The sequence below is a fragment of the Hallella mizrahii genome, assembly GCF_009695775.1.
In the GTDB taxonomy this organism is placed as follows: Bacteria; Bacteroidota; Bacteroidia; order Bacteroidales; family Bacteroidaceae; genus Prevotella; species Prevotella mizrahii.
Genome location: NZ_VUNG01000001.1, coordinates 69,146 through 93,632 on the forward strand (window position 1 = coordinate 69,146; position 24,487 = coordinate 93,632).

Here is a 24,487-nt window from a genome sequence, read left to right on the forward strand (position 1 = left end):
ACAATATTCCTAATCACCGTATATTATATAGTTCTGGATAAAAGAAAACAAAGACAAGAGGTTTGAAAGGGAAGCGATTGTTCATAGTTATGCGATGCGATCATTCTTGATTACTTCTTATTCACACGTACGTGGCTTTTCAATGCGGGAACAGCATCACCCAATGCTTTGGCGAGGGCTTCCGCCACAACGTGAGCACCACATATATTATAATGAGTGTCATCTTTGCGACCATCCTTAGCCCAACTGTATTTGCCGGGCTCCACCCACATGTGCAGACGGATCGTGCCGTCAGGCCCAAGCCGCTGCTCGATGTCGTGGGTAATGGCGTTGGCATCGACATAGACGGCACCATACTGCCGTGCTACCTTCTCCGCCACCAAGCGATAAGCTCCGTGCGTGTCGACGAGGCTGTCGCCTTGAAAGTTACGGCGCACCACGGGACTCATCAGCACGGGAGTGGCCCCCTTGGCCTTTGTCTCGATGACATACTGCGCAAGATGGGCATCGAAAGTGGTCCCCACGTCAGTATGTCGATCCGGTTCTGGCTTCTCGTCGTTGTGGCCGAACTGAATGATCACGTAATCACCGGGCTTCACTTTGTCGATAACTTTCTTCCAACGGCCCTCAGTATAGAAGCTGCGCGAGGAGCGACCGTTGACAGCATGGTCCTCTACCCGCACACCATCGTCGAGATATTCATGCAGGAACATGCCCCAGCCACGCTCGATGCGACCCTCGGTGGTGTCTTTGTTCGCTGCCGTAGAGTCACCGATGATGTAGATTACCGGTGTAGCAGAGTCAAAGGATCCGAGAACCAATGTCAATAATAACAAAAAGAAAGGTACAGCCTTTGCGACAGTTTGAGGCCGATACCAATGTTCAGGTCTTTGATTGTTCATTTGCTTTTACTATTAAATATTATAATTGCAAAAGTACGAAATATCTAATAGTAAAATCATAAAAATCGTTCAGAAAGAGGGTAAATTCATACAAAGGCAGGCATTGAGATTGCCATATATAGTGACTTTACCTAGAATCACTTTATCTGCCCCTATCATTCATCAATACCCAAAGGACACGAAGTCCGAAACAAGACAAATTACTGTTTAACCAAGTAACTACACCCCTCTCCTTTGGAGAGGGGCGCGGGGGTGAGGCTCTTCTCTCCCCCTTTTAAAGGGAGTTAGTGAAAGTCTTCTACTTCTATTTGATTCTTACGATGTTGAGTGAATTTGCCGGCAATTCCAGGCTCACGCCGTCTCCGTCAGGACTCAGCGTCGAAGTCATCGGCACAATGCGTGTCGGTGTGTCGAGCGTGTTTTCGTCTGTACCTTTCGGAGCAGACAGACGGATGAGACGCGCCTTGGTCGGATGCAGACCGGCAAGCGCGATTCGGGCTGTGGTAGCCTGAGAATGCGTGTTGACAAGTTTCACGATATACTCGCCCGTAGCCTCGTCATAGGTCGCATTCTGGAAGAGTCCCGCAAAAGTACTGGGCTTGAGTTGTGTGGCAAAGAGCTGCTTGCCGTCGAGCGAAGCATAGATGCTGTCGCCCTTGACATGCAAATCCACGTCGTACCAACGTCCGGTCTCCACCTTTCCGGCTGCCGTGACGAGCTGCGACTTACTGCCATTGACAACTTGCTCGATAGCATTCTGCGTATTGCCCCAGCCTCCAATGTTCAGCCAGCAATAGTTATCGGGGTCTACATAGTTGAACACAACGAGGAAGCCCTCGGCGCCGCCATCCTTACGGGCACGCACGTGATAGGTGTATTCGTTGCCGTCGGTACGCTGAGGATTCAGACGCAGTGCGCCCTCGGAAGCAGACTGCTGACTGACAATGCCATTGGCCTGCTGCCACGTGCCACGGATGTCTACCTTACCACCAACCTGCTCCACCTTGCCGTCACCGGCTGAAAGCGATGGCTGGGCAAAACTGGCTTGCGTAGCCCACGTGCCCACACCGACACGGCAGACCTGCGGTTTGACCTGCTGCTGGGCCTCAGCGATCTGATAGGGATTCGTCAGCGTTGTCGACACGGTGCGCGTGCCTACGTTGTCGGCCATCATCTTCTGTACATAATAAGAAGGAGTGCCGAGCACACGGGTGGCGTCGTACTGGATCATATCAGGGCGCCAACGCGTCTCGTTGACATTGGCGAAGATGGGCGCGTAGCTGGCCATACGCACGATGTCGGAATTGTTTTCCATACCCATCATAAACACGGCCTCGCCCAAAGCGGCATTCAAGTCACCCACCTGACCGAAGCCTTGCGTCACGGCATACTCGCCGACATAGACTTTCGGGCCACGACGGTCGTAGTTATCATAGTGATGGAAGTGCTCGGCAAACCACGCCGGAGAACGATAGTAGTGCTCGTCGACAAGCTCGGTCTGCTCCTTTGACTCCCACTTCGGCTCGTCAGTGCCCCATGCAGCCACGTTGCCGATGATGTGCATATCGGGATATTTCTTCAGCACAGCATCGCGGAAGAGCTTGAAACGCTCGTAGTAGTGGTCGCTCTGCTGACGCTGGTCAGGCTGGTTGTTCTCGTTTCCGATTTCCAAATATTGGATGTTATAGGGCTCGGGATGTCCGTTCTTGGCACGCAGGGCGCCATACTTACTTGTCACGGGGCCGTTGGCATACTCCAACGCATTCATCGTCTCGTCGATCCAAGGCTGAATGGAATCGAGCGGTGTATAGCCGCCATGCCAGATACCCACGTTGACAACATAGAGCGGTTTGGCATGCAAATCCTCGGCAAGCTGCAGATATTCGTCGAAACCCAGTCCGTCGGTAGTACGATAACCCCAGTTGACATTCCAGTGGCCTTCACGTTGCTCCACAGGACCGATGGTACGTTCCCAGCGAAAAGCATTGTCAGGACTATCCTGTCCCTCGACGAAACAACCGCCGGGGAAACGCAGGAACTTAGGATGGAGGTCATAGAGCATACCGGCCAACTCTGGGCGCAGGCCATTCTGACGGTTGCGGAAGGCAGGCGGGAAGAGTGAAACTACGTCGAAAGTTAGTTGTCCCTTGCCGTCAGCCAGGAATTGCAGTTGTCCCCTGCTGTCGTTGCCGTCGGCAACCAGTTCGGCTTCATAGCGTGTCCACTTATTACCGAAGCTCTTGCCGGCAAAGGAGGCAGATGCAAATGCGTGCTTACCCGTAGCATCTGTCAGCACAGCACGCAGCTGTCCCTTGAGCTTACCCTTAGCCCAAAAGGAGAGACGATAGCAACGGCCCTGTACGACAGGAATGCCCCAAAAGCCCTCGTTAGAGATACCGTCACCGGCTTGTCGGAAGGTCACCAGCAGAGCCTGATGCTGCTTGGCGTTGAGCAGTCCCTTGGCGGTAAGCTGCAGGGCAGACTGCCCGACGGTGGCCCAGTGCTCTGCCGCCTTTGTGTTGTCCTCAAAGGAGCGGTTGCGCACAAGCTCGGCATAAAGGCCACCGTCGGCAGCATGGTTGATGTCCTCATAAAAGATGCCATAAAGCTCGGGCGACACCTCGTGCCCCTTCTGCGCCGTATTGACATTGACGGTGATTTGCGCTGATGCCTGCATGGCAGACAGCAAAGCAGTAGTGAAAAGTAGTTGCTTGTAATGCATGTTTTGTTTAGGATATGAGTGATACAAAATTAGTTATTGGCAAAATTACACTTTTATTTTGAAAACGCAAGAGCTTATACAAAGATTAACAAAGGGAAGCAGACGAATGCTGAGAATGCAAAACCTTAATTAAGTTTAAATCGTATCGAATGATGTTTCACAAAGGAATACAGCAGATGAAAAGCGTTCATTCTTACCTACATGCGTGATGCTACAATGATGTTTCACAACAAAAAGCCTATAATATTAACTCAGTATGTTTCAATCACTTATGGATTTGCTTCATTTAGGCATGAAGAAAGGACTTCATTTGCACGTTTGCGAAAAGTTTTCTAACTTTGCAAAAGATAGGCGACAGCGGTGCTCAGAGAGTGAGATCTTACCACGCTCGCCGCACTATTGTTTAAATAAGGCATGATCCTTTTCAGATATAACCGCTGAAACAAACATTTCATGAAGAAAGCAGGTCCTGATGCTCGTTGGGACAGGAGTCTTGCGCTGATACGCGAGAACGTCACGGAGCAGATATATAATACATGGTTTAAGCCTATCGACTTTGTACGGTATGACGAAGAAACCAAGACGGTGCAGGTGGCTGTACCGAGTCCGTTCGTATATGAATATCTGGAGGAAAACTTCATCGACCTGCTTTGTAAGGTGATGTACCACTGCTTTGGCACTGGCACCAAACTGTTTTATCAGGTCGTCACAGACAAGGAGCACAACCTCACGCAGAATATCGAGGCTGATCCCACCGACGCGCTGCCCAAGCCACAACCCAAGACACGCGCCAACCAGCCGCCGACGATGCTCGACGCTGCCATGCCTCAACTCGACCCGCAACTCAACCCGCATCTGACTTTCGGCAATTATATCGAGGGAGAAAGCAACAAGTTGCCACGTGCCGTGGGGCTCTCTATTGCCGAGCATCCCAACACCTTACAGTTCAACCCGATGTTTATCTATGGTCCATCGGGCTGCGGAAAAACCCATCTCGTCAACGCTATTGGCGTGCATACCAAGCATCTCTACCCACAGAAACGTGTGCTGTATATCAGTGCCCGCCTCTTCCAGGTACAGTTCTCCAATGCGGTCATTCAGAACCATCTCAATGACTTCATCGCTTTTTATCAGACGATCGACATGCTGATCGTCGACGACATTCAGGAATGGATCAACTCGCCGAAGACGCAGGACACTTTCTTCCACATCTTCAACCACTTGTTCAAAAACGGCAAGCGCATCATACTGGCTTCCGACCGTCCGCCTGTAGACCTCAAGGGTATGCCCGACCGACTACTCACCCGTTTTTCCTGTGGTGTCATCGCACCATTAGAGAAGCCCAACCGCCAGTTGTGCATCGACATCTTGCGCAGCAAGATCTGCCGCGACGGACTGAAGATTCCCGACGATGTCATTGCTTTCATCGCACAGACGGCCAGTGGCAGCGTACGAGACCTGCAAGGTGTGGTCAACTCGCTGATGGCCTACTCCATCGTTTATAACAGCGACATCAACATGCAGCTGGCTGAGCGTGTCATCAAGCGTGCTATCAAGATCGACGACCGTCCGCTCACTATCGACGACATCATGGAGAAGGTGTGCAACCACTACAATGTCACGCAGGCGCAAGTGAGCTCGAAGAGCCGCAAGCGCGACTATGTGATGGCCCGTCAAGTATCGATGTATCTTGCTCAGAAATACACCAAGATGCCTGCCAGCCGCATCGGCAAGCTCGTCGGCAACCGCGACCACTCCACTGTGATCCACAGCTGTGCACAAGTGGAGAAGCGCTTACAGGTGGATCGTGCATTTCAGGCTGAAATCGTAAGTATTGAGAATTCATTCAAACTGAAAGACACTGCAGAATAGCAAATAAAAAAATGCGTCACCAAAAGATTTGGTGACGCATTTTTTATATCTTCCTTTATGCCTTCCTTTATTTATCTTTCTTACCGAAGAGCGAGAAATGAACGTAGCGCTTTGGGTGAGCTTTCAGGTCAGTCAGAAGCGAATCGGCACTGCCCACCGTATTGTTCAATCGGTGATAGAGCTTGTCATCGTTCATCAGCAGTCCGAGCGTACCCTCCTTACCATTCAATTTGGCCGTCACCTCCTGCACGTTGGCAAGTGTCTGATCGACTTTAGCCATCGTATTGGCAACATCGATAGATGCCAGATTAGCAGTCAGGCGCGAAGTATTGTCGAGTGTAGTTCCCGCTTTGTCCAAAGCATAGTCGGCTTTGTTCATCATACCTGGCACGCGGCCGTTGACCTGAGCCATCAGCGTGTTGAGATTGCGCGATGTGGTGTTGAGATTGTTTGTGATCACCTCCACGTTGTGAAGCGAATGGGCCAGGGCAGGATCGGCAAGCAGAGCGTTGACACTGGTGAGGATGCTGTCTATCTTCGGAATGAGCTGCTTCACAGCCGGCAACATCGTACGCACAGAGCCCAACATACCCTCGTTGATCTGCCCTTGAATCGTGTCGCCCGGCTCCACACGTTCGCGGGGATTGTTGGCCAAGAGCAGGTTCATCTTCACATTGCCCATCAAATCGCTGACGATCTCGGCGGAAGAGCCCTTGGGAATGCGAAGGTCGTTGTCCACGTCAAACTTCACGACGATGTCACCATTGCCGTCATAGTCGTAGTTGATATCCTTCACCACACCCACTTGGTAGCCATCGGCGTAGATAGGGTTGGAGCGTGACAAGCCGCTGATGTCCTTAAACTTGATATAGTAGGATTTGTCACTGGAGAACACCGACATGCCTTTCAGGAAATTCATGCCGAAGAACAGCAGCGCAATACCTACGATGGCCACAAGGGCAATCTTGACTTCATTGGTGAAAAACTTCATGTGCGTATGTTTTTATTTCTTTCGTTTATTTGAGAGGAACTCTTTGATCGCTTCATTGACATCCATCTGCTTGCCGTCTTTATAGGCTACGATGAATGCGCCGGGAAACTTGTCCAGGATTTCCCTGCGCAAGCGGTTGACGGTATTGTAGTCGGTATTGGAGCCATAGAAGTATTTCCATTTGCCTCCATCCTCCATCCGCTCGACCCCTGTGAGTTCCTTAAACTGCCGGTCGTTGCTTGGCAACTTGTAGGAGCCTTGGAGTATCTGAATCTTAAACACCGGAGCATGCTTTGCCTGCTGACCGACTGTTTTGTCATTGCCCTGTCTCGGTTGCTTGGCTGCTTTGACAACTTTTTCAGTCTTTGTGTTTGAAGTATTCGCAGCCGTAAGCTCACGTTTCTGTTGAGCATCATTGTTTCCCTTCCTTCTATTTGCACTTTCCCGTACAGTGGTCTTTGCCGCAACGCTGTTTCTGCGATCGTCGATTACGGCTTTGTCATCATCAGTTTTGTCGTTGACCGGTGCGCTGACCTCGATCACATTATTCTGATAAGGCAGTGCCGACTGTGTATCGTACTTATTCTTATAGGTGATGAAAGCATTATAGATGCCCTTGGTATAGAGATCCACAGCAGAGTCGGAATTCATAAACTGCTCCTCGTCGGGTGTAGAGATGAAACCCAACTCCAAGAGAATGGCAGGCATGGAGGTGAGCCGGAGCACCGCAAGATTGTTTTGATGCGAGCCACCGTCCTGCCTTCCCGTAGCCTGGCAGACGCTGTGCTGCATCAGCCGTGAAAGCTCCACACTGCGCTGGCGGTTGTTGTCAGCGATAAACTCAAACATGATGTCGCCTTCTGCCGAGTTCATGTCCAGTCCACTGTATTTCTTTTGGTAATCTTTCTCAAGGAAGATCACAGAGTTCTCACGCTTTGCCACATCGAGATTCTCACGGATGCCACGGTCACCGGAGCGTTCCCCTCGGCCAAGGGTATAGCTTTGGAAGCCGTGCGCCGTATGTGAGCCATCCACGGCATTGATGTGGATGGAGATGAAGAGGTCGGCTTTGTTGCGGTTGGCAATGTCGGCACGCTCATGAAGCGGGATGAAGACATCGGTCTTGCGCGTGTAGATGACACGCACGTCGGGGCAATGGCTCTCCACAAAGCGGCCAAAAGCCAGGGCATATTTCAGTGTCAGGTCTTTTTCATTGGATACCGCACCGGGAGCACCGAAGTCGTTGCCGCCATGACCAGCATCAACGACAAGCGTAAAGCGAGAGGCAGCACTTGTAGCCACAAGCGCGAAAAAGAAGAAGAGAGGAATTATAAGAAGTATCCTTTTCAACATATCAATGATTCTTTCCTTTGCAGCACCAACAAGCGTAAACTTGTATCAACTTAATGCAAAGTTACGGATTTTACATTAGGAAACTGAAAAGTAGCAATGAGTTTTATTATTTATTAATGATGTAAACACTTACAGTTTGGTCAGATGCAGTTCTACGCCCGCGCCCTGACAATCAGCACCCATGGGAGGATTGAGCTTGACGACTTGAATATCTATCGCCTCTATCTGAGGCCATCGTTGAAACAGTCTTTCACCAACCACTCCGGCAAGATGCTCCACGAGATCTACAGGCTCAGACATCGTCTTGTTCACCAACTGATACACCTCGGCATAGTTGATGGTGTCCGTCACCTTGTCGCTTTCGACGGCACGACTCACATCAGCCTTCAGCCTGAGGCTGATTTCATAGTCGTTACCAACAAGACGCTCCTGCGCCTCCACACCGTGAAAGGCATGGAAACGCAGGGAGCGTAAGAGAATATAGCTTGATTCGCATTTCATACGTCAAACCTATAGCGTGATTATCCACAGCGGCTGGCACCGCAGTTGGTACAGATGAGGCAACCCTCCTGATAGACAAGAGTCTCCTGACCGCAGACCGGGCACTTCTGGCCTACAGCCTTGGTACCGTCGGTAATATACTTCTTTAGTGCACGCTCCACACCGTTTTTCCATGTGTTGATGCTTTCGTCCTTAAGTTGCAAAGAGCCGACGAGTTTAATGACATGGTCGATAGGCATACGGTAGCGCAGCACGCCGGAGATCAACTTGGCATAGTTCCAATACTCTGGATTGAATTTCTCGCTCAATCCTTCCACCGTGGTCTTGTAGCCGCGCTTGTTCTCGAATTGGAAGTCATAGCGGTGGGAGCCGTCAGGATTGGTCTGCTTGATGATCTTACCCTTGGTGACACTCTTCGGCAGCACAATGCCCTCATCGTCATCCTGGAGACCGGTAAAGATCTCATAAGGATAGCCGTCGAGCAACCCCACAAAGGCCACCCACTTCTCACGGTTGTTTTGGAAGCGGACCACATCACAGTCGAGCTCCTTCGGACGGACCTCCTGCACAGAGGGACGGGGAATCGAGGGTGCGGTAACAGGCTCCGGTGACTCCTTATGGTCGGCGTCTTTCTTTTCTTTCTTGTCTTTCTTCGACACGGCAATCATCACACCCGAGCGGCTGCCGTCGCGGTAGATGGTACAGCCCTTGCAGCCTGAGCGCCAAGCCTCGACATAGAGTTTGTTGACGAGAGCCTCGTCGACATTGTTAGGCAGGTTGACCGTCACAGAGATGCTGTGATCCACCCACTTCTGAATAGCGCCCTGCATGCGCACCTTCATCAGCCAGTCCACGTCGTTGGCGGTAGCTTTATAATAAGGAGAACGGGCGACAAGCTCGTCAATCTCTTCCTGCGTATATTTCTTTTCGGTGTCAATGCCGTTGATTTTCATCCATTCAAGGAACTTGCGATGGTAGACGATGTACTCTTCAAAGGAGTCGCCCACTTCATCGACAAAGTCCACATGTACGTCAGCATCATTGGGATTGACCTTGCGGCGACGCTTGTAGACGGGCATGAACACGGGCTCGATACCACTCGTGGTCTGCGTCATCAGCGAAGTAGTACCTGTTGGAGCGATTGTCAGGCAGGCGATGTTGCGGCGGCCATGCTTCACCATATCCTCATATAGCTGAGGATCGGCGTCCTTCAAGCGAAGGATAAACGGATTGTTCTTCTCTCGGTCTGCGTCATAGATGCTGAACGCGCCACGCTCCTCAGCCATCTTCACAGAAGAACGATAAGCATTGATGGCCAGATCACGATGTACGCTCACGGCAAAGTCTGTAGCCTCCTGTGTGCCATAGCGTAAACCCATGGCTGCCAGCATATCGCCCTCGGCGGTGATGCCGACACCTGTACGGCGGCCCTTGCCGCTCTTTTCCTTGATCTTCTCCCAAAGATGATACTCTGTATGTTTCACGTCCTCGCTCTGAGGATCACGACGGATCTTGTCCATGATCTTGTCGATCTTCTCCATCTCCAAGTCCACGATGTCGTCCATGATGCGCTGCGCGAGTTGTACGTGACGGCTGAACTTTTCGAAGTCGAACTTAGCCTCCTTGGTGAAAGGATGCTCGACATAGCTGTAGAGATTGATGCTCAGCAGACGACAACTGTCGTAAGGGCAGAGAGGGATCTCGCCACAAGGATTGGTGCTCACCGTCTTGAAACCCAAGTCGGCATAGCAATCGGGAATGCTCTCACGGATGATTGTGTCCCAAAACAGCACACCGGGCTCAGCACTCTTCCATGCGTTGTGCACGATCTTCTCCCACAGCTTGCGGGCAGAGATCTCCTTGCTTACCATCGGTTGATCGCTGTCGATTGGGAACTGCTGAGTGTAGGGCTTGTCGTCTACGGCAGCCTGCATGAATGCGTCGTCAATGCGCACGCTGACATTGGCACCGGTGACTTTTCCCTCTGTCATCTTAGCATCGATGAAAGCCTCAGAGTCGGGATGCTTGATGCTCACGCTGAGCATGAGCGCACCACGCCGGCCGTCCTGAGCCACCTCACGTGTGGAGTTGCTGTAGCGCTCCATGAATGGCACCAAGCCGGTAGAGGTCAGTGCGGAGTTGTTCACGGGGCTGCCTTTCGGGCGAATCTGACTCATGTCATGGCCTACACCGCCACGACGCTTCATCAGTTGCACCTGCTCCTCGTCGATTTTCATAATAGCACCATAGCTGTCAGCATTGCCATCAAGACCGATGACAAAACAGTTGCTCAGTGATGCTACCTGGTGATCATTGCCGATACCCGTCATCGGGCTACCTGCCGGCACGATGTAGCGGAAGTGATCGAGCACGTCGAAGACTTGTTGGGCAGAGAGCGGATTAGGATACTTCTTCTCGATGCGCGCAATCTCGTTGGCAATACGCCAGTGCATCTGCTCCGGGCTTTTCTCAAAGATATTGCCGAAGCTGTCCTTCATAGCGTACTTGTTGACCCACACACGTGCCGCCAACTCGTCGCCGCCGAAGTACTGCAAAGAGGCCTCGTAAGCCTCTTCGTAAGTGTATGTCTGTTTGTTTTCCATTGGTTGATAACCCCTTATATCAATCCTTTCGGACTGGGGGCTGCATGATTGTGTTGATGAATTATTTGCTTTTAAATGTAGACTGCAAAACTACAAAAGTTTTCTCATATTCTATCAACTTTCTAAAGATATTTAGGAGAAAACTTTTCCCTTTTGGAAATTTTCTCTATCTTTGCAATTACTAAATTGAACAAGAAATGGAAAGCTTAATACATCGTAGAAGTATAAGGAAGTACCAAGATAAAGAGGTGGACGAGCAACTGTTGCGCCGTCTTTTGGAACAGGCTGAGCATACGCCCACAATGGGCAACCTGCAACTCTACAGCGTCGTCATCACACGCGATCCAAAGATGAAGAAGCGATTGGCTCCCGCGCATTTTGCCCAACCGATGGTGACGGGAGCACCCGTGGTACTGACGTTCTGCGCTGACTATCGCCGCACGACGCTTTGGGGCGAGCAGCGCAAAGGACATCCCGGCTACGACAATTTGCTGAGCTTTGTCAACGCCGCCACCGACGCTCTGCTCTATTGCCAGACATTCTGCAATCTGGCCGAAGAAGCCGGACTGGGCACTTGTTTCTTGGGTACGACCATCTACCAACCACAAGCGATCATCGATCTGTTAGAGTTGCCGCCTTTGGTATTCCCCATTGCAACTATTACGTTGGGCTGGCCCGATGAGGATCCGGCACAGAGCGACCGCTTGCCTCTTAACGGCATCGTCCACGAAGAGGTTTATCACGACTACACGCCGCAGCAGATTGACGACATCTATGGTCCGAAGGAAAATCTGCCGGAGAACAAGCACTTTGTGGAGATCAACCACACCGATACACTGGCGCAAGTATTCACCGACATACGCTATACTGCCAAGGACTGCAAAGCCATGAGCGAGGAATTAAAGAAAGCATTGCACCATCAAGGTTTCATGTAAACCATTTGTAGAAGAGATGAACAATATTGAAATAAAAAAGGTAGAGACACTGAGAGAGTTGAAGGCTTTTATTCAATTCTTTTATGATCTCTACCGCGACAACCCTTGCGCCGTACCTTATCTGTATGGTGAAGAGTTGAAGACATTGCGCAAGGACAAAAACCCAGCGTTTGAATTTTGTGAAGCCGATTATTTTTTGGCTTATCACGATGGAAAGGTAGTGGGGCGAGTGGCTGCCATGATCAACCACAGGGCAAACGAGCGGTGGAACAAGCGCATGGTACGTTTTGGCTGGTTCGACTTCATCGATGACATCGACGTGTGCCGGGCTTTGGTCGACACCGTTGCTCAATGGGGAAAAGACAAGGGTATGGACTGCATCGGCGGTCCCTTTGGCTTTGAGGACATGGATCGTGAGGGCATGTTGGTCGAAGGCTTTGACCGTCTCTCTACCTTATATATTAATTATAATAACGAGTACTACCCCCGTTTCATGGAGCAGCTCGGCTTCCGCAAGGACAACGACTGGGTGGAATGCAGGATAAAGGTGCCGGAGGTGACACCCCGAAAGTTTGCGCTTACGGCAGAGTTGGTGCAGAAACGCTACAACCTGCAGGTGCGAAAATACGGTGTTCTTGACTTTGTAAAGCGCGGCAAAGGCAAGGAGCTCTTCGACATCGTCAACCGCACCTACGATGGTCTCTACGGTTTTTCTCATCTTTCCGACGACCAGATCTCGCGTTTGGTCAATGACTACATCCGTCGTGCCGACCTCAACCTGGTCACCTGCGTGGTCGACGCCAACAACGACGACCGCATGGTGGGCTTCGGCGTGTCGTTTCCCTCTTTTTCCCGTGCCTTGCAGCATACCCGCGACGGCCGTCTCTTACCAATGGGCTGGTGGCAGCTGCTGAGGGTGATGAAATGGCACAAGACCGATACCGTCGACCTGCTGCTCATTGCCGTGCTGCCCGAATACCGAATGAAAGGTGCCAACGCTCTTATCTTCAACGACCTCATCAGCTGGTACCGACGCTATGGCTTCAAATGGGCGGAAGCCATGCCACAGATGGAGACCAACCATGGCGTGCTTGACCAGTGGCAATATCTCGAAGCCGAGCAACATCGCAGACACAGAGCCTACATACGCAAACTGTAATGCTGTCTTTTGCTTCCAATGGGATCAGCACGAAAGTAACGATGTCCCTAGAAGTCGATGTCCAATTCTATCCATCGGTCCTTCTCGCGATACTCACCCGCATGGGGATTGACGACAGCGAGACCGATCAGGCGGATAGGATGGTTAGCATCGTAGTCCACACGGCTCATCAGTTTCTTGGCTAACGGCAGGATATCGTCTTTGGTACGCAAGACCTTTGCCTGTGTGATGCTGCGCGAAATGGTGGTAAAGTCACCGTACTTGACTTTCAGCGTAAGCGTGTGTCCTCTGAATTGAGACGATTGCAGCCGCTCGACAAGCTCCAACGTCACATGGTACAATTCGATGATCACCGCAGACTTCAGACAAATGTCTTGTGAGAACGTGTGCTCACAGCCCACTGACTTACGGATGCGCTCTGAGACTACTGGCCGTTCGTCAATGCCACGGGCGAAATCATAGAAAGCCCGTCCCGCCTTACCAAAAGTATGAAGAAGATAACCCAATGAAATGCTACGTAGCTGCGCACCATTATAGATTCCAAGACTGTGCATGCGCTCGGCCGTTTTGCTGCCCACGCCCCAAAAATCCTCAACGGGAAGCGTGGCTATGAAGTCCAGTGCCCGGTCGGGATGGATGACAAAGAGTCCGTCGGGCTTACGATAGTCCGACGCTATCTTAGCCAGAAACTTATTGTACGACACACCAGCCGAGGCCGTCAGTCCCGTTTCCTCATGGATACGCTGCTTGATTTCCTTGGCGATGTCCACTGCCAAGTCCATATTCTTTTTATTATGCGTGACATCAAGGAAAGCCTCATCAAGCGAGATAGGCTCAACCAAGTCGGTGTAATCGTGAAAGATGCGATGGATAGATGCCGAGACCTCGCGGTAGACCTCATAGCGTCCCGGAGCAATGATGAGATCGGGACACTGACGCTTGGCCACCTGGATAGACATTGCGGAGTGTACGCCATATTTGCGTGCCTCATAGCTCGCCGTGGCCACCACACCTCTTGTACTGTCATGCCCGACAGCCAGCGGCTTGCCACGCCACTCCGGGTGGTCTCTTTGCTCCACGCTGGCAAAGAAGGCATCCATGTCGACATGGATGATCTTTCGTAGATTAAGTTCATTGCTCATCATCAGACAAAGTTAGTACCTTTTCCGCACATCAGCAAGCGAATTGATGCTTTTAACCTATCGTCCTTTCTTCTGCCTTTTTCTCTACGTCTGTTTTCTAATACCATTTATTCCCTTTTCCTTACTTGTCATTCCATGTTATCATGTATGTAACGGTATTGCAATATGTAATATCTACCTTTGCCGTCGAATAAAAATATCATCTCCATTCAAGTATGAAAAAACTTATTCTGACGGTGGCGCTGAGTGCTTCCTTCCTCCCCGCTTGTCTAGCCGGTCCCATTGATGGCGTGGTCAAAGACAAGAAGACGGGCGAGACACTCATCGGCTCCGTGGTCCAGGTAAAAAGTAACCAGGATAACATGACAACAACTGGCCTGGACGGTTCCTTCACATTGAAGAACCTGCCCGACCAGGGCACCATCACCCTCGTAGTGAACTATATCGGCTACAAGCCAAAGGAGGTCACCATCGACATGGCCAATGCCAGTCACCTCAAGATTGAGTTGGAGCCCGACACACATGAACTGAATGAAGTAGTGGTCAAAGGCTTCAAAAGCAACCGCACCGATGTGAGTGCCGTGAGCATGGTAAAGAACTCTCCGCAGGTTCTCAATGTGATGAGCGCACAGACTATCCAGCTCTCACCCGACGTCAACGTGGCCAGTGTCTTACAGCGCGTCTCCGGCGTCACCATGCAGCAGGATGCCGGTGGCGAGGCCTCCTACGCAATTATGAGGGGCATGGACAAACGCTACAACTACACGCTGGTCAACGGCGTGAAGATCCCGAGTCCCGACGACAAGAACCGTTATGTTCCGTTGAACCTATTCCCCTCCGACCTCATGGACCGTCTCGTCGTAGCCAAATCGCTCACCGCCGATATGGAGGGTGACGCTGCCGGTGGTGTCATTGACATGAACATGAAGGACGCACCGGGCGAGTTTCGGCTTCAAGCCAATGCTGCCGTCGGTGCCAACGACTTCTTCTGGCAGGGTGACAAGAACGTAACACCGTTTGGCAACATCAGCTATGACTATCTCAGTGCCAAACGCAGCAACACTACTTCCAAAGCTCCTTACGAGCGATATGGCAGCACCTACGACGCAACCGCTAAAGATTTCAAAAACGGAGGCTCGCAGGTGACCAGCCACTCCATGCCTATGCCCAACATCAATGCCGGCATCTCTGTCGGCGACCGCTTCTGGCAGAAACGACTCGGACTGCTCATTGCCGGAAATCTCCAAAACACCTATCGCGGCACCGAGCGTGACTTGAACAAGGAGGTGATGGCAAACGGTGATGAGACAGAGTATATCTCTTCCATCAAGAAGCGCCTCTACTCCATCCATGACCTCAATCTCGGACTTCATGGCAAGGTTGATCTCAACCTTGGCAACCATAAGATTGAATGGTACAATATGCTCGTGCAACGCCGGGAAGACAACACACGGTACAGCAAGAGTATCATCACAGACTATGGCTTCGACCTCGACGCCGGTAACTGGACACGATCCGACGAGCTTAGAACTATGACGCAGACACAGACGATCTTCGCCACCACGCTCAAAAGCACGCACCATCTGACGAAACGTTTTACCGTTGACTGGGCCGGACTCTTTGCCGACGCACGAGAGAAAGACCCAGACCGTGTCTATACCACACTCAGCAACTCCGTGACCGACGGCAAGGTATCCAAGACCTATCCCGCTTCGCAGGAACGCCGTTTCCAGCACAACGACGACAAAGACTGGACGGGCTACCTCAACCTGACATGGGAGACACCCTTTAAGCACGATGTCAAAGCTGTGTGGAAAGCCGGTGGCATGTACCGCAACAAGAAGCGCAACAACCGCTTCTATTCCTATATCTTCAGCCCCATCAACAATGACGAGTCGCTTGATGACAACAGCATGAGTGACTTCGATGGCATCGACTGGACTTGCAAGACACCACGCTCTCAAGCCTCTCAGCTCAACTACAACTCCAAGGAGCGCATCGGTGCTGCATACGCTATGGTGACGCTGTCCTCAAAACTCGGTGAACTCATCGCCGGATTCCGCGCTGAGCATACCAATCAAATCTACACCATGCTGCAACGTTTTGAGACTACCGGTTCTCTCGGCGAGCAAAGCTATTGGGACTATCTTCCCTCCGCTGCCTTGCGTTGGAAGATCAACAAGGAGATGAACCTGCGCTTCAACTATTACAAAAGCATCAACCGACCGGGATTCTACGAGCTCGTGCCCTACCAACTCGACGGTGAGGACTATACCGAAAAAGGAAACCCTCTCTTGAAACGCGCACGCATCGACAACCTCGACCTACGGTGGGAGTGGTTCCCTTCTCAGAACGAGCAGATTCTCTTTGGCGTGTTCTATAAATATCTCAAAGACCCTATCGAAACAAGCTTTGAGGTAGATCAGCGGCAGACCAACGCCAGCTACTACATGCCCCAGAATCTCGGTAATGCCAAAAACTACGGCTTGGAATTCGATGTAGTGAAGTATATCCGCCACTTCGGCCTGAAGGGCAACTACACCTATACCCATTCCGCCATCACCACGCCCAAACGGCACTTCTTAGGCAAGAACCAACTTGAGACCGTCGACCAGACACGCCCGCTCGTCAACCAGGCACCGCACACCGCCAATGTCTCCTTATTATATAAGGATACCAACCACGGTTGGAACGGTCAGCTTGCAGCCTCCTACACCGGTACACGACTCGTACTCGTCTCACCTTATCTAGACTCCGACGAATGGGAACGTCACTTCTTCACCCTCGACCTCAGCGGTGAGAAACGATTCAAAAACGGTTTGGCCATCTTCCTTAAAGCCAACAACCTGCTCAACGCCAAACGAGAGCGCTACTTGAAGACTACCAATGAGTTCAACACCACCATTCCCGGCCAACCTTCCGACCGTACCATCGTTGGTTCCTACCGCTATGGACGCACATTCCTCGTAGGCGTGAGATACACTATGTAAGTCCTCACCTTATCCCTCCTCCAAGGGAGGGAGCATAATTACCGACAAGAGACGAGATTATCAGGAACGTAATAAGTGAATATTCATCACTCAACACTCAATATTAAGAATTAAGACAACTCAACATTTAACATTATGAATTATATGTTTACCGCCGGACTTCTTGTCACGGCACTTGCTTTCGGACTCACCTCCTGCGAGAACGAGAATATCAACCCCTACGACTACGCCGCTAAAACCGACACCATCACCATCAACACCGGTGATGAGAACACTGTGAAGACAGCCTTGGCCTCCTACCCCACAGGTTCTATCGTGTGGAGCCACGACACAACACTGGTCACCTCGTTTAAAGTTCCCGAAGGTACATCACTCTATATAGAGCCCGGCGTCCACGTTACCGTCAGCCACGATTCGCAGGAAGAAGACAAGCACCCCATTGAGATTGTTGCTCTCGGCAATCTCTATGCTATGGGTACTGCAGATAAGCCCGTTGTGATCACTTCCGACACCGGGAAGCCCAACGACTGGGGTGGCATCATCTGCGGGTATAACTGCAGCGAAGTTGTGCTCAGCCACGTAGAGCTTGCTGACTGTGGTGCCACGCCTACCGAGAGCTCCATGTCATTCCAAAACAAACTCTTCAAGACCACCATCGACGGCGGCGTGCCAGCCTTCCACTTCTGCAACACCAATGGCCGCTTTGCCATGATCGGCTGCTATCTCCACGACAACTACAACGACCAGACATATTTCACCGGTGGAAAAGGTGTCATCACAGGATGCACCTTTGCCGACAGTGGCAATAGCAATGATGGCGGCGAGGCCGTCAACGTGAAATCGGGATGCACACTCGACGTAGCCTTTAACCTCATCTACAACGCATGCACCAATGCCTTCAAACTCTCTGATGGCGGTGTGGAGAAGAACTTCGCCTCGAAACTCGTCATCTATAACAACACAATCGTAGATTGCGGATGGCGACGCACGAAAAACAAGAAGGGTGGCAACGTGTGGCTCGAAAAGGGTATCGCTCCCGTCTTTGTCAACAACCTCATGGTCGACAACCGATACGGGATCCGGCAACCTCAGAAAGATGGTGGCGACATCGACAACAGCATCCTGGCTCCCAACTGCCTCTTCGCTTCCACAGACGATGTTGTGAAACAGCAAGCAAAAGACTACAGCATGATTGTATGGGACGATAACAATAAAGTAAGCACCTCACCCGAGGACCTCTCCAAGCTCTTCGTCAACTTTGCGCAAAGCGACAAGATGAACATCAACTGTGAGAGCGATGACGTGGCCAAAGGAGCACCGCTCGCATGGAACAGCGGCTGGGACTTCCATCTTAAGGCTGATGCCGTGGCTCTCAGCGGAGCAACCTCTTCTGTAGCCCGCAACTTTGTCACCGGCCTGCCGTTCTTCGGCATGAAGAAGGTGAAATGGGTCGACAGCGACAATGACCAGAACTATTATTTCACAGCACCTATGGCCAGCGCGTTCTTTGGTGCCTTCGGTACGAAATAGCAACCATTATCTATAGCTTCTATAGCATCTAAAACGACATCATCATGAGAAAAACTATATTCCATTCACTCTTTGCAACACTTCTGCTCACCGTAGCCGTCATTCTCCCTTCCTGTGCGCAGACACCAGCCGAGTGGAAAAAGCTGAAAGCCGACGTCAGCCTCTACTGGGTCAACGACATGGGACGCAATGGTTACTACGATCAAAAAACCATCGCCGAACTCATGGGCCGCATGGCACTCTCGGTAGACCCGGAGGCCGTCATCGCCGTAGGTGACATCCACCACTTCAATGGCGTGCAAAGCACCAGTGACCCACTATGGATGACCAACTACGAGCTGGTATATTCCAACCCGGAGCTCATGTGTTTCTGGTATCCTGTGCTCGGCAACCATGAATATCGTGGCAACACGCAGGCCGTGCTCGACTATGCCAAGGTCAGCCGCCGTTGGGCCATGCCCGCGCGCTACTATTCCAAGGTGTTCAGCGGCAAGGACTGCAAACTGCGAATTGTCTTTATCGATACCACACCGCTCATGGACTGCTACCGCAACGACAGCACCACCTACCCCGACGCTCACAAGCAGGACCGCGAACGCGAACTGGCCTGGCTCGACAGTACGCTGACGGCTGCCCATGAGGATTGGGTCATCTGTGTGGGCCACCATCCTATCTACGCCCAAACGCCAAAGAAGGATGTGGAACGCGCCGACATGCAAAAATATCTCCTGCCCGTGCTCCGACGCCACAACAACGTGGCTGTCTATGGCTGCGGTCATATCCACAACTTCCAATACATCAAGAAGCCGAACGATCCCATCGCTTATTGGGTCAACTCCGCAGCGGCTCTCTCCCGCTCCGTACAGCCCACCGACGGTACTCAGTGGTGCGATCCATCCACAGGATTCACCGTCATCAGTGCCGACAAACGACAACTGACGCTCTCCGCGATCAATAAGGACGGAAAGATTCTCTATCAGCTGCCCATCAAGAAGACGAAATAGACCGAACTGCTATAACGGCGGGGATTGTCAAAATTAACCTATTCCCCGCCGTTATAACATAAATTGCCTATAGAACGGCAAACATCGTTAAACTATCGCTACTAACGACTACATATAGCCACGAAAATCCTATCTTTGCATTGCATTCTATAAGAAAAGCCCAAGGGCTTAATACCACAGTGATGCAAAGACAACCTCTAACAGAAAGGAATGAACATGAAAATGAACATCAGAATCAACAAGGACATCAAGAGCTACATCCATGACCTTACCGAGCTCGTTTGGGCTTATATCCGCCATCGTGCCTTCTATCCCGCCAATGCTTTACTCGCCGTGCAGCGCGAACTGGCCTGCAACGTTTTCGACAGTCCCGACAACTGCCGTGGCTGTGACTTCTACGCTCCCGAGATGCTGCTCACCTGTAACGCCAAAGGCGCCACAGTGCCCAATCTCAACGTCATCAAGAGCATAGCAAAGAGATACTATTAAGGCCTAAGTGACTACTCGTCCAATCCCAACAACTTCTTTATCTCGCAAATGGTCTTCTCAGGATGCTCCCGGTCAAAGCGGATGCCCTGCATCCCTACCTGCCGGCAACCTTCTATGTTCTCTTTCTTATCGTCAAGAAACAGACATGTATCTGCCTTGAGGTGGAACTTATCAAGGAAAGCCCAGTAGATGGCCGGATCTGGCTTGAGCAAATGCACATCCTTGGACACCAACTCGTCGGTGATAAGGCCGAAGACACTATATTTCTCTTTCACCTCACTCAGCTTGCTCGACCAGTTGCTCAGTCCATAAACGTGGAAGCCACGATCTTTCAAGAGTTGGATGAGGTCGCGGATACCGGGTGTCTCCACGGTGAAGACATCGGTGTAGTGACTGTCGAAATAGCTGAGCGTATCGGCGTACTCTGGCCATCGCTCCTGCTGTTGACGGATATAATAGTCGAAAGAATGCAATTCCCGGTCCATGGCAGCGCCTACCTCTTCCGGCAGCACGTGGTCCATGAACCACTGTCCTCGTTCCCGACTTCCCAACAACTTGCCGAAGAAAGCCACAAAGTCGTACTGCACCAGCACGCCACCATAGTCAAAAACGATGTTCTCTATCATTGCTTTAGCTTATTTTCCCACAAAGATAGCGAAAAATATCCAAACGGCAAATAATCTCTTCAATATTACCGACAAGAGTAGTTAGGACTTCCTCAACCCCATACCTTCCGCTAAAGCCTGCAAACGTGTCACCCGCCATACATTTTACTCCCCTCTCCCTTGGAGAGGGGTATGGGGGTGAGGCTTATAGTCTGATCTTGCACCCCGCCATCATATTCGTGCCATCAACAACCGGACTGTTGAGATAGTAGTATTTTGGACGATAGTTCAGCAGGTTGTCGACGGCAAATATTAACTTCAGATGTTTGCCGATGCTCATTTGTGCCGATAACTTCCACAGCGTATAAGCCGGATAATGCACTGTAATGGTTCCTTCTTCCACCTTATAATAGTTTTTAAACTCTTGGTTGTCGATACCTGACAGGAAGCGACCGTCAAGAGCCACCATTCCATCCAACAGCGTAGAGAAGCGATGAGTCCAGTCGGCATGTGCCGTCAGAGTATGCTTGCGAGCAGGGAGATACGGACTGGCAAGCTTCTGTCCATCCTTGTGCCCTGCCTGCTCATCGACAAAGGCATAGGACAGCCGGGCATCAACGCCACAACTCCACCGCGCACGCGCCGTGGCCTCAAAACCGGCCACATACAGCCGGTCGATGTTGACATAGGGCAGCCGGGGCATAGTCTCCGTAGCACTCGCGTAATAAGGATTTCCCGACGTAATCTTATTGGTCACACGGTTGCAGTATCCTGCCACCACAAAGCCATAGTTGCCCTTGACATATTCCACACTGAGATTGAAGTTATGGCTCACCTCAGGCTTGAGCAATGGATTGCCGGTGATCGTCCAGATACCTATCATATCGAAATCGTAGTATTTCTCTTTCAGCGTAGGCGCACGGAAGCCCATGCCATAGCCGAAGCGCACGTTGAGATGGTCGACAGGCGTATGGCGTACACTGAGCTTCGGTGTGAGACGCTGGATATGATGATCCGAGAAATAGTCATAGCGCAGCGCACCCACAAATTCCCATCGTCTGTTGAGCTTCCAGTCAAGTTGTGCGAAGACGTCAGCACTCTGCTGGCGGTGTACGGCATCGAGTTTGTTATTACTGAGATAGTCATAAAGGTAGTCGGCCCCTGCAGTAAGCACATTGTCGCCGAAGGTGTGGTTATAGAGCAACCGCACGCTATTCTGCACATTGCTATAGTTGCGCGTGTCGATCTTCTGACTCTTCAGCCATGTCGACTTATCATATTGGTCGAAGCTGTAGGAGCCTTCCAGGACATCATTGTCAGACAATGTCCAAAGAGCCTTACCACCGGCGCTGAAGTCACGATAGCGTTCGGGCGACTCTTCACTGCGTTTCACCTGGCGGAAGAAATAGCCTGCGCGCCCCGTAAGTTTCAGCCTGTCCGACGGTTGCCAGAGAGCTTTGTCGGCAAAGTTCCAAGTATGGTCACCGAAGATGGTGGTGACGGTACGTGCCACGGCACCGTCGTCACTGTGCACGTCATAGTTGTCCTGAGTGGTATGGGTCATGTTGAATGCATTGCTCCACCGGCTGCTACCACCTTGCAGAGCCAGTCCATAGCGTTGCTCGTTATGTTTGGCCCGGCGCGCGTCAAGGCAGGCGTTGAGTTTCTTTGCCGCCTGCTTAGTGATGATATTGATAACACCGCCATTGGCATTGCTGCCATAGAGTGCCGAAGCCGCACCCTTGACGATCTCGATGTGGTCTACGTTGTCCATCGACAAACGCGTGAAGTCCACGTCGTCCATTGTCTCTCCCGCGAGACGCTCACCGTCGACGAGGATAAGCACGCTCTGTCCGCCGAAGCCCGAGAAATTGAGGTGAACCATCTGGTTTTGAGCAAAGGAGAATTCCACTCCCGGCATCACCTGTTGGAGCAAGTCCTTGAGGTTGGTGGCATCGGCCTTCTCTATGTCGGCGTGGCTGATGACCTGCGTGAGCACAGGCGTCTCCATGAGCAGTTTGGGAGAGCGTGTGCCGGTGACAACGACCTGCTCCAGGTCGTTGCCGGTGAGCAACGAGTCGGCAGGCTCCACAGCGAAGGTGCCTAATGGGAGCGCAGCGAGGGCGAGCGTCGTGAAAAGGGAGGTATGGCTCATAATGCTATTTTTCTATAATTGATGGTCAGGTAGCACGTGGTGCCCTTACTGTCCGTGTAGTTCGCTAATTGCAGTGCGAAGTACTCCCCGTCTTTCGTGCGTAAAATGAACACGTGGTTGTTGAACGTATAAGTGGGCGGGATGGGAGGTATGTTGAAGACGAGCCAGGAGGACAGCACCTGATTGATCTTGATACCCTGGTTGCCCATGATGCAGTTGAGCATCTCCGTGCGGTCTACCCACACGTCACGCTCCGACCACGTGTCGGCTGTAAACGTCTTGTCGACGAAGGATGAGGCTGATGCCGGCAGTTCCTCCATCGACGTATAGCTGGTCTCGAAGACGCTGCCGCCGTTGGTGCGTACGTTGTCGCGGTGCACGGCAAAGGTCCAGTGCTCAGGCTCGGGCTGCGGAGCCGTAGGCTTGTAGCCGCGACGCTCATAGTAGGACATACCCTTGCCGAAGATGTCGAACCAGTAGATGTACATGCCGCTACTGTCGCGGGCGGCGTCGGCGTTCTCGGTCTGCGGGATAGGCCACGGCGTGAACTTAGTCTGTGCTTGCTGCAAAGCTGCGACATCACCTTTATCAGTCAGTTCTAAGAGCGAGTCGAGATCGACATAGTACCAGTCGTTCCAACTGGTGGCGTCGATATAAAGCTGTCCTGCCTTCACCTCGGTATCGCTTCCCGCACCTTCGTCATAGATGCCATCAAAGACACCTTCGCAGGATGCCGCCATTGAAAGGAAGCACCCTGCGAGGAAATATATTAAAAGTCGGTTGATGTGGTTCACTATATATAATAATGAGAGTTACTTGCGTGTGCCAACAAATGTACCGGTCATGACCATGGGCATTTTTCCGAACTTATGAACGTTGACCACCGTGACCTTGTTGCCGCTGAAGCTCACCGTAATCTCTCCCTCAGTGACAGTATAGTTATTCTTATTGCCATAGACAAAGACCTCAGCACTGACCTTATTGCTATAGTCGAGGTAATAAACATTCTTAGCCTTGTCGTAAGGGATATTGGTCACAGAATAGGTTCCCTGCACAATGTTCCCCATGCTCATGTTGCCCATCTTTTGAGCCGTAAAGTCGAAAGTCTCCTCCGGGATGACCACGCTGATGGTGCCATTGTTGTTCTGGTTGATGACATAGTTCACGTCTGCCGTGTTGGGCTGTTTGAGATCCATGCCCATGACAGAAAAACTGAGCGTATCCTTACCAGTATAACTACCGGCCACTGACGGAGTGTTGTCATCATCGTCGTCGCCACAAGAAGTGAATGTGGCGGTTGTCATCACGGCTGCCATGAAGAGCAGCATGAGGGTAAACAGTTTCTTCATTGTCCTTAGTGTCTTTTTATGATTTAGTTGTGTGATTCTGATTTACGACTGCAAAGTTACGGCTTTTCACGGATATTCACAATCCCTACTTATGAGGAAATTTACTGAACTTGTACACTGACACGCACGCCCTTCATAAAATAATAGTGCCTGTACGCTTGCGTAAAGCGTACAGGCACTATTCG

At 51.3% G+C, this 24,487-nt stretch carries 18 protein-coding genes; 7 read left to right on the forward strand and 11 right to left on the reverse strand.

Annotated features, from left to right (window positions below; translation table 11 throughout):
• Positions 1–110 precede the first annotated feature (110 nt).
• Positions 111–902 (reverse strand): rhamnogalacturonan acetylesterase, encoded by a 792-nt coding sequence (locus FYJ73_RS00290; protein ID WP_154532433.1) that lies wholly within the window; start codon positions 900–902, stop codon positions 111–113.
• Between the two features lie 304 nt (positions 903–1,206).
• Positions 1,207–3,624, reverse strand: coding sequence for an alpha-L-arabinofuranosidase C-terminal domain-containing protein (locus tag FYJ73_RS00295; protein ID WP_154532435.1), 2,418 nt, complete (start codon positions 3,622–3,624; stop codon positions 1,207–1,209).
• A 453-nt stretch (positions 3,625–4,077) separates the two neighbouring features.
• Here FYJ73_RS00295 and dnaA point away from each other — a divergent pair, with 453 nt between their 5' ends.
• Positions 4,078–5,496 (forward strand): chromosomal replication initiator protein DnaA, encoded by a 1,419-nt coding sequence (dnaA, locus tag FYJ73_RS00300; protein WP_154532437.1) that lies wholly within the window; start codon positions 4,078–4,080, stop codon positions 5,494–5,496.
• A 67-nt stretch (positions 5,497–5,563) separates the two neighbouring features.
• Here the strand turns inward: dnaA and FYJ73_RS00305 are convergent, their stop codons facing one another.
• From FYJ73_RS00305 to FYJ73_RS00320, 4 genes are all read right to left on the reverse strand, one after another.
• The gene (locus tag FYJ73_RS00305; RefSeq protein ID WP_154532439.1) at positions 5,564–6,487 is read right to left on the reverse strand and encodes an MlaD family protein; all 924 of its coding nucleotides are present in this window, start codon (positions 6,485–6,487) and stop codon (positions 5,564–5,566) included.
• Between the two features lie 12 nt (positions 6,488–6,499).
• A complete protein-coding gene (locus FYJ73_RS00310) occupies positions 6,500–7,840 on the reverse strand; it encodes an N-acetylmuramoyl-L-alanine amidase family protein (protein ID WP_154532441.1) in 1,341 nt (446 codons plus the stop codon).
• Between the two features lie 129 nt (positions 7,841–7,969).
• On the reverse strand, positions 7,970–8,341 hold the full coding sequence (folB, locus tag FYJ73_RS00315) for a dihydroneopterin aldolase (protein WP_154532443.1): 372 nt from the start codon (positions 8,339–8,341) through the stop codon (positions 7,970–7,972).
• A gap of 20 nt (positions 8,342–8,361) precedes the next feature.
• Positions 8,362–10,944 (reverse strand): adenosylcobalamin-dependent ribonucleoside-diphosphate reductase, encoded by a 2,583-nt coding sequence (locus FYJ73_RS00320; protein WP_154532445.1) that lies wholly within the window; start codon positions 10,942–10,944, stop codon positions 8,362–8,364.
• A gap of 197 nt (positions 10,945–11,141) precedes the next feature.
• Between FYJ73_RS00320 and FYJ73_RS00325 the strand changes: the two genes are divergently transcribed.
• Together FYJ73_RS00325 and FYJ73_RS00330 are read left to right on the forward strand one after the other, a co-directional pair.
• Positions 11,142–11,879, forward strand: coding sequence for a nitroreductase family protein (locus tag FYJ73_RS00325; RefSeq protein WP_154532447.1), 738 nt, complete (start codon positions 11,142–11,144; stop codon positions 11,877–11,879).
• Positions 11,880–11,895: 16 nt separating this feature from the next.
• Positions 11,896–13,038 (forward strand): N-acetyltransferase, encoded by a 1,143-nt coding sequence (locus FYJ73_RS00330; RefSeq protein ID WP_154532449.1) that lies wholly within the window; start codon positions 11,896–11,898, stop codon positions 13,036–13,038.
• A gap of 47 nt (positions 13,039–13,085) precedes the next feature.
• Here FYJ73_RS00330 and dinB read toward each other — a convergent pair whose 3' ends face one another.
• Complete coding sequence (gene dinB / locus FYJ73_RS00335; RefSeq protein ID WP_235899161.1) at positions 13,086–14,183, reverse strand: DNA polymerase IV; 1,098 nt, start codon at positions 14,181–14,183, stop codon at positions 13,086–13,088.
• Between the two features lie 212 nt (positions 14,184–14,395).
• Between dinB and FYJ73_RS00340 the strand changes: the two genes are divergently transcribed.
• The 4 genes from FYJ73_RS00340 to FYJ73_RS00355 all read left to right on the forward strand — a co-directional run bounded on the left by FYJ73_RS00340 (position 14,396) and on the right by FYJ73_RS00355 (position 20,193).
• A complete protein-coding gene (locus FYJ73_RS00340) occupies positions 14,396–17,170 on the forward strand; it encodes a TonB-dependent receptor (RefSeq protein WP_154532451.1) in 2,775 nt (924 codons plus the stop codon).
• A gap of 135 nt (positions 17,171–17,305) precedes the next feature.
• A complete protein-coding gene (locus tag FYJ73_RS00345; RefSeq protein WP_154532453.1) occupies positions 17,306–18,700 on the forward strand; it encodes a hypothetical protein in 1,395 nt (464 codons plus the stop codon).
• A gap of 44 nt (positions 18,701–18,744) precedes the next feature.
• Positions 18,745–19,704 carry a metallophosphoesterase gene (locus FYJ73_RS00350; protein ID WP_154532455.1) on the forward strand — a complete coding sequence of 320 codons (960 nt, stop codon included), beginning with the start codon at positions 18,745–18,747 and terminating at the stop codon, positions 19,702–19,704.
• 222 nt (positions 19,705–19,926) lie between these two features.
• The gene (locus FYJ73_RS00355) at positions 19,927–20,193 is read left to right on the forward strand and encodes a hypothetical protein (RefSeq protein ID WP_154532457.1); all 267 of its coding nucleotides are present in this window, start codon (positions 19,927–19,929) and stop codon (positions 20,191–20,193) included.
• Between the two features lie 11 nt (positions 20,194–20,204).
• Here the strand turns inward: FYJ73_RS00355 and FYJ73_RS00360 are convergent, their stop codons facing one another.
• The 4 genes from FYJ73_RS00360 to FYJ73_RS00375 form a co-directional block, all read right to left on the reverse strand.
• Positions 20,205–20,819: an HAD-IA family hydrolase gene (locus FYJ73_RS00360; RefSeq protein WP_154532460.1), complete on the reverse strand. Its 615-nt coding sequence runs from the start codon at positions 20,817–20,819 to the stop codon at positions 20,205–20,207.
• A 184-nt stretch (positions 20,820–21,003) separates the two neighbouring features.
• Entirely contained in the window at positions 21,004–22,953 is a 1,950-nt protein-coding gene (locus FYJ73_RS00365; protein ID WP_154532462.1) for a TonB-dependent receptor plug domain-containing protein, read from the reverse strand.
• The gene (locus tag FYJ73_RS00370) at positions 22,950–23,693 is read right to left on the reverse strand and encodes an HmuY family protein (RefSeq protein WP_154532464.1); all 744 of its coding nucleotides are present in this window, start codon (positions 23,691–23,693) and stop codon (positions 22,950–22,952) included. The genes FYJ73_RS00365 and FYJ73_RS00370 overlap by 4 nt, the downstream gene beginning before the upstream one ends.
• Before the next feature lie 72 nt (positions 23,694–23,765).
• Positions 23,766–24,302, reverse strand: coding sequence for a calycin-like domain-containing protein (locus tag FYJ73_RS00375; protein ID WP_154532466.1), 537 nt, complete (start codon positions 24,300–24,302; stop codon positions 23,766–23,768).
• Between the last annotated feature and the right edge of the window lie 185 nt (positions 24,303–24,487).

Coding starts and splice junctions, on each gene's coding strand:
- FYJ73_RS00375 (WP_154532466.1), bottom strand. CDS start 24,302: ATGAAGAAACTGTTTACCCTCATGCTGCTCTTCATGGCAGCCGTGATG.
- FYJ73_RS00330 (WP_154532449.1), top strand. CDS start 11,896: ATGAACAATATTGAAATAAAAAAGGTAGAGACACTGAGAGAGTTGAAG.
- FYJ73_RS00305 (WP_154532439.1), bottom strand. CDS start 6,487: ATGAAGTTTTTCACCAATGAAGTCAAGATTGCCCTTGTGGCCATCGTA.
- FYJ73_RS00360 (WP_154532460.1), bottom strand. CDS start 20,819: ATGATAGAGAACATCGTTTTTGACTATGGTGGCGTGCTGGTGCAGTAC.
- folB (WP_154532443.1), bottom strand. CDS start 8,341: ATGAAATGCGAATCAAGCTATATTCTCTTACGCTCCCTGCGTTTCCAT.
- FYJ73_RS00350 (WP_154532455.1), top strand. CDS start 18,745: ATGAGAAAAACTATATTCCATTCACTCTTTGCAACACTTCTGCTCACC.
- FYJ73_RS00310 (WP_154532441.1), bottom strand. CDS start 7,840: ATGTTGAAAAGGATACTTCTTATAATTCCTCTCTTCTTCTTTTTCGCG.
- FYJ73_RS00290 (WP_154532433.1), bottom strand. CDS start 902: ATGAACAATCAAAGACCTGAACATTGGTATCGGCCTCAAACTGTCGCA.
- FYJ73_RS00365 (WP_154532462.1), bottom strand. CDS start 22,953: ATGAGCCATACCTCCCTTTTCACGACGCTCGCCCTCGCTGCGCTCCCA.
- dnaA (WP_154532437.1), top strand. CDS start 4,078: ATGAAGAAAGCAGGTCCTGATGCTCGTTGGGACAGGAGTCTTGCGCTG.
- FYJ73_RS00325 (WP_154532447.1), top strand. CDS start 11,142: ATGGAAAGCTTAATACATCGTAGAAGTATAAGGAAGTACCAAGATAAA.
- FYJ73_RS00295 (WP_154532435.1), bottom strand. CDS start 3,624: ATGCATTACAAGCAACTACTTTTCACTACTGCTTTGCTGTCTGCCATG.
- FYJ73_RS00320 (WP_154532445.1), bottom strand. CDS start 10,944: ATGGAAAACAAACAGACATACACTTACGAAGAGGCTTACGAGGCCTCT.
- dinB (WP_235899161.1), bottom strand. CDS start 14,183: ATGATGAGCAATGAACTTAATCTACGAAAGATCATCCATGTCGACATG.
- FYJ73_RS00355 (WP_154532457.1), top strand. CDS start 19,927: ATGAACATCAGAATCAACAAGGACATCAAGAGCTACATCCATGACCTT.
- FYJ73_RS00340 (WP_154532451.1), top strand. CDS start 14,396: ATGAAAAAACTTATTCTGACGGTGGCGCTGAGTGCTTCCTTCCTCCCC.
- FYJ73_RS00370 (WP_154532464.1), bottom strand. CDS start 23,693: ATGGCGGCATCCTGCGAAGGTGTCTTTGATGGCATCTATGACGAAGGT.
- FYJ73_RS00345 (WP_154532453.1), top strand. CDS start 17,306: ATGAATTATATGTTTACCGCCGGACTTCTTGTCACGGCACTTGCTTTC.